The sequence below is a fragment of the Bacillota bacterium genome, assembly GCA_040754675.1.
Taxonomy (GTDB): Bacteria; Bacillota; Limnochordia; order Limnochordales; family Geochordaceae; genus Geochorda.
This window is the reverse complement of record JBFMCJ010000290.1, coordinates 1-5,086: the sequence shown is the minus strand read 5'-3', so window position 1 is coordinate 5,086 and position 5,086 is coordinate 1. Positions and strand designations below refer to the sequence as shown.

The following is a 5,086-nucleotide window of genomic DNA, read 5'->3' as shown; positions in this document are numbered from 1 at the left end:
CGCCTCGCATCCCTTACCCCAACCCGTTCCTGCGTGGAAGCTGCGGACTTTCCGCCAGCAAGTTCGCGCCCCATCATGCCCGCCTCCTTCACAGCAAGTTTTGGCAGGAGTCGTGCGGCGGACTCTCATAGCCGGGAAGGCTGTGCACCACGTACAGGCATCGTCCACCCGCGCCAGATGCTCCTTCGACGTTTACCAGTCCCGTGCGCCGGAGAACTTCGATCAAGCGGTGGAACTCGGCTTTGCCTACCCCCAATTTGCGCTGCAAGGCCCTTTCGCTCAGTGTCTCCGCCGGAGCCGCTCCCTGCGACTTGTCGGCCAGCCGGCACAGCCCCACGTAGAACCCTACCAGGCGCAAACCGCCTTGCTCGATCAAGACAGTCCAGCACGTCCGTGTCAAGAAGGAGGACCGGCCTCCGCCGTCCCCTGGCCAGCGCTTCCCGTTCTTCGTCCACACAGACTCCCTTCCTTCCGCCACCTGTTTCCGCCTTTCCCGAAACCAGCCGTCTTGCCAGCGCATCCCACCAACCGGGAAGCTCCACACCTCCCTCCCCGCCCGGGCACCGGCAGTCCGGCACTCCCTGCAAGCAGACCAACGCACCGGGATAGCCAAACGTAACCCCCGGGCGAAGTTGACTCTGGGACTCGCTCTTTGGATTCGGCCTCAAGTGACGGGCAAAACGGAGCCTACCTGTGCCGCGTTAACTTTTTCAACCCGGCCGCGTTCTGCTCGGCTATGTACTTATCAGACCCGCGAGATCCCACCCCGTTCCGGAAATCCAGCCGGTTGACGTCAGGCCGCCTTTTTCCTTCTGACTGCCGAAAGGCTCTTCAAGATGACCAGCCGCGGGGCGCCGCACGGGCCCCAGGTTTGAACGAGCACCGTCGGGCCGCGGCACCGCACGCGGTCACCCGGTTTGAGCAGGCTGGGATCCCGGCAGACCCAAGTGCGCAGTCTGACCTCGGTCCTTCGGTCGACGCCGGTCCCGGTTTCGATTGTCTCCGCGGTCCTGAAGATGACCCGGGTCGGCCTCACGACTACCCACCTCGGGTCTTCGTCCCCGCCAACCTTTATGACCACTGCGTCGCGGGCTACCCTGCTCACCCTGCCCTCCAGGAGCCGGAGGGCCTCTTCCACGAGCTCCTCGTCCACCACGGCCACCGGTTCGGGCCGGGAGGCCTCCCCGCCCGCCGGCGCCGCCAGGGCGTCCCCAGTGTCTTCCCCGGGCGGCAGCTCCGCCACCGGCCCCGAGACGTCCAGCCGGCCGTTGGCCGCCGCGCCCGCGACGACCGCTTCGATGACAGCTTTTTGGTACTCGCGCTCAACCTGGTAGCTGCCGGCGCCCGCTGGCTTCACCGCTGCGCACACGTCCGCCGGGGCGCCCACCAGCCCCGCCGCCAGGTCCTCCGGCCTCGCCCGGAACACGGTGCGCCGGGAGCCCATCGCAAGCCGCTGAATCACGCCGGCCCGCTCCCGCCGCAGGACCGGCTGGGCGACCGCCACACCCGCACAGGCTGCCGCGAGCAGGCACTCCTTCCTGGTCGTCCCGGGCGGAGGCGCATCCCCACGCGCCACGCGCACCGCCAGGGCCTGCATCGACGCCTCCCAGCGGAACTCATCGCGATCCCCGCTTTTGGTTGTCCTGGCATCCAGCTCTGCCCGCTCTCGTTCCGTCATCTGCCGGATCACAACCCGGCCCGACCTCGCCCCCCGGGGCCGGGGCCCGCCCGACCCCACCACCCGCACGCCCGCCGCAGTCCCCAGCAGCACCTCCGCTCGGATTTCACGCCCGTAGGCATCCGTAAGCGAACAGACATTTTCTTGTTCTCCCCAGCATTCCGTGCTAAAATCCCGATAGCCAGGCGCGCTGGCTCGCAGTTGGAGCTGTTGCCGTGTTTTAGCGAGCTGGCAGCGCGGGAGGGAGGGACTGCGGGTGAGGGGTTCGGCGATCTCGGTTGTCTCTTCGCGGGCCCGCGAAAGCGGGTCAGGGCCGGGGGGCTCCGCCGCGGTGACGGCCGCGGGCTTCGCCGCCCTTGTCATCGGCACGCCCTCCTTTACTGACGGCGTGCCCGGCCTGGTAGCTCCGCCAAGAGATCTCAGGTCGGGCACGCGCTAAAATTTGATACCTGAAAAGCCCACCTCCTTTGGACGCTGTTGCCAACGGCTAGTCCAAGTATAGCAGGGGGAGGGCCTGGGTGTCAATTCTCTTCTTTTTTCGACTAAAAACCGCTGGCTGCCTGCGTGCTCCCCGTAGCTCGCCCGGGCTCCTCCGGGCTCAACCGCTCGCGGGCGGACGCGGCGGACCCGCAGCGCCTCAAAAAAGCGTAGCAGGACTTCCGGCAGTTCCAGTCCGGCAGCGGAGGCCTGGGTGGGGCTCGGCTTTTTGTCCGATTTGTCCGACCCCGCCAGGCCCCAGCCGCGCTCGGAGGAGGGGCCGGCGGTGCGCCTGACGTTCCTCGGCGGGGCTTCGGAAATAGGCGCCAGCTGCACCCTGGTCCGCATCGACGGCATCCGCGTACTGGTGGACGCCGGCATCAGGATCGGCGGCCGCGACCCCCTGCCCGACCTGGACGGGCTGCGGGAAGCCGGCGGCCCTGACGCCATCGTCGTCACCCACGCCCACACGGACCACTCGGGGGCGCTGCCCCTCGTGCACCAGGCTTTCCCGAAGGTGCCCATCTACGCTACCGAGCCCACCGCGCAGCTCATGCACGTCCTGCTCCTGGACAGCGCGCGGCTCATGACCCGGACCGCCGACCGGGAACTGGAGTGCCCCCTCTACGACGTCGACCTCGTCTCCCGCACCCTCGCCAGGGTCGTCCCCGTGCCCTTCGGGACGGCCGTCGACCTCGGCGGCGGCGTCACCGCCCGGTTCTTCCCCGCCGGGCACATCCTGGGCGCCGCCATGGTGGCGCTCGAGGGCTCCGAAAGCGCGCTCTTTTCCGGCGACGTGTCCGGCAGCTCCCAGCGCACCGTGCCCGGCATGCTGCTTCCGCCTGTGCGGCCGGACGCCCTCGTGCTGGAGTCCACGTACGGCGGCCGGCTGCACCCCTCCCGCCAGCGGGAGGAAGAAGCCCTCGCCCGCGCGGTGGCCGAGGTGATCGAAGGAGGCGGGCACGCCCTCATCCCCGCCTTCGCCGTCGGCAGGGCGCAGGAGGTGGCCCTCATCCTGCGGGCCGCCCAGGAAAAGGGCGTGATCCCCCGCTTCCCCGTGTGGCTCGACGGGATGGTGCGGGCCGTGTGCGAGGTCTACGCCAGCTTCCCCCGGTACCTCCGGCCGCCGCTTGACCGCATCTCGGAAAGCGGCCAGAACCCGTTCTTCACCAGGAAGGGCGCGGTCCAGCGGGTGACCGTGCCCGCCCAGCGCGACCGGGTGCTGGCGGGGCCGCCGGCCTGCATCGTGTCAAGCTCGGGGATGCTGTCAGGCGGCCCCTCGGCGTACTACGCAGCGCGACTCGCCAGCGGAGAGCGCAACGCCATCCTCCTCTGCGGCTACCAGGACGAGGAAAGCCCCGGCCACAGGCTGCTCGACCTGGCGGACGCGGGGGGCGGAATCCTCGACCTGCCGGAAGGCCCCGTCGAGCTACGGTGCCGGGTCGGAAAGTACAGCCTCTCGGCCCACGCCGACTCGGGCGAGCTTGCCGCCCTCGCGCGGCACCTTGACCCCGCCCACGTGGTCCTCGTCCACGGCGACCGCGAGTCCAGGCTGGCCCTGGCCAGGGCCCTGGAATTCCGCGGGACTTACCTTCCCGAAAACGGCTCTGAGCTGGACCTGCCCCCGTTCAGGCGCCGCACCCGCGTCCCGGCTGCCCCCGAGGACAGAGACAGCCAGCGCTCGTCTCCTGCCGGACCCCTGGACCTAGCGGCCGCGTGGGAAAAGCTGATCTCCCGCGGGGCGCAGACCGTGACGCCCCACGACGTCGCGGCGGCGTGGTACGGCCCCCTTCCCTCCCCCGCCCAGGTGCAGGAGGCCCAAAGGCTGCTCGCCGACGACAGGCTCTACTTCGCGTCCGACCCCAGGTACCCCGGGCTCTACCGGCCGCGGCCCCGCCCCCAGGTCGACATGAACAGGTGGAGGCAGGAGGCCATGGAGCACCTCCGGGGCCTCCCCGGGCACCTGTGCATCGTCAGGAACGCGCACGGGTCCGCCCAGCCGGCGGTCGCGTTCGCCCTCGAGCAGCTCGGGTTCCACGCCTGGATGGTCGGCGTAAACGGCACCTACCACTACGCGGAAGACCTGCTCGAAATCGCCGCGCCCTGGGAGTTCGCCCAGGATCCGCCGGACGCGGGCGCGGAGAAGGTGCGGCTCTACCGGCTCACCCGGGAGGCCAAGCCGCTGTTCCGGTCCCTGGCGCCTCGCGACCTGCGGGAGAAGATGGCCGGCCTGCCCGCGCCGCTTTCTCTGGACGACCTGGCGCGGGCACTGGTTTCCCACCTGCCCGGCGGGCCCGATTCCCCCGCCGCGCGGCTCGCCCTGGCCTGGCGCCTGAACACCAGCCCGGAGTGCTTCGAGCGCGTGGAACTCGAGCCTGGGCGGGCCGCCTACCGCGCCCGGGAGCAGGCGCCGGACGGACCGGCGGCCGAAGAGGCGGCGGACAGCCGGGTCGAGCAGAACGCTGCCCTGGCCGAGGCCGAGCAACTCTTTCCGCCCGATACCGGGCTCTACCGCAAGGGGGCCGACCCGCAGTCCGGCACCATCACCCTCTACTTCCACTTCCCCCAGGTCGCCGAGAAGAAGTGGCAGGACAGGATCGCACAGCTTGAAGCGGTTACCGGGTGGAACGTGCGCGTGCACCCGGAGGCCCACATGGGCGTGCTGGCAGAAGCCGCCCGCCGGGCGCTGCCCGGGGGTTGGGTGCTCCTCCGCAACCCTTCCGTGGACCGCGACCGTAGGGTGGTCACCGTCCGCTGCCAGGTCCCGGATGGCGCCACAGAGGAAGACTTTGCCACCGCCCGCAGCCACTTCCGCGAGGAAACCGGGTTTGACCTGGAGCTCGACGGCCGCGGGGTGCCCTGGCTCCAGGCCGCGGCAGCAGCAGACCCGCACTCCGGCCCGGCGGCAGCTTCGAGAATGGAAATCAACCA

General features: G+C 70.0%; 2 protein-coding genes. One reads left to right on the top strand and one right to left on the bottom strand.

Annotation, left to right across the window (positions count from 1 at the left end; genetic code table 11):
• Positions 1-793 precede the first annotated feature (793 nt).
• Entirely contained in the window at positions 794-2,041 is a 1,248-nt protein-coding gene (locus tag AB1609_15100) for a hypothetical protein (GenBank protein ID MEW6047783.1), read from the bottom strand.
• Between the two features lie 400 nt (positions 2,042-2,441).
• On the opposite strand from AB1609_15100, the gene AB1609_15095 reads away from it, so the two are divergent.
• Positions 2,442-5,086 (top strand): MBL fold metallo-hydrolase (locus AB1609_15095; protein MEW6047782.1); only part of this gene is annotated, 2,645 nt, incomplete at its 3' end.

Bases quoted from the DNA above. Each gene is read 5' to 3' on its own strand.
- AB1609_15100 (MEW6047783.1), bottom strand. From the start codon at position 2,041: ATGACAAGGGCGGCGAAGCCCGCGGCCGTCACCGCGGCGGAGCCCCCC.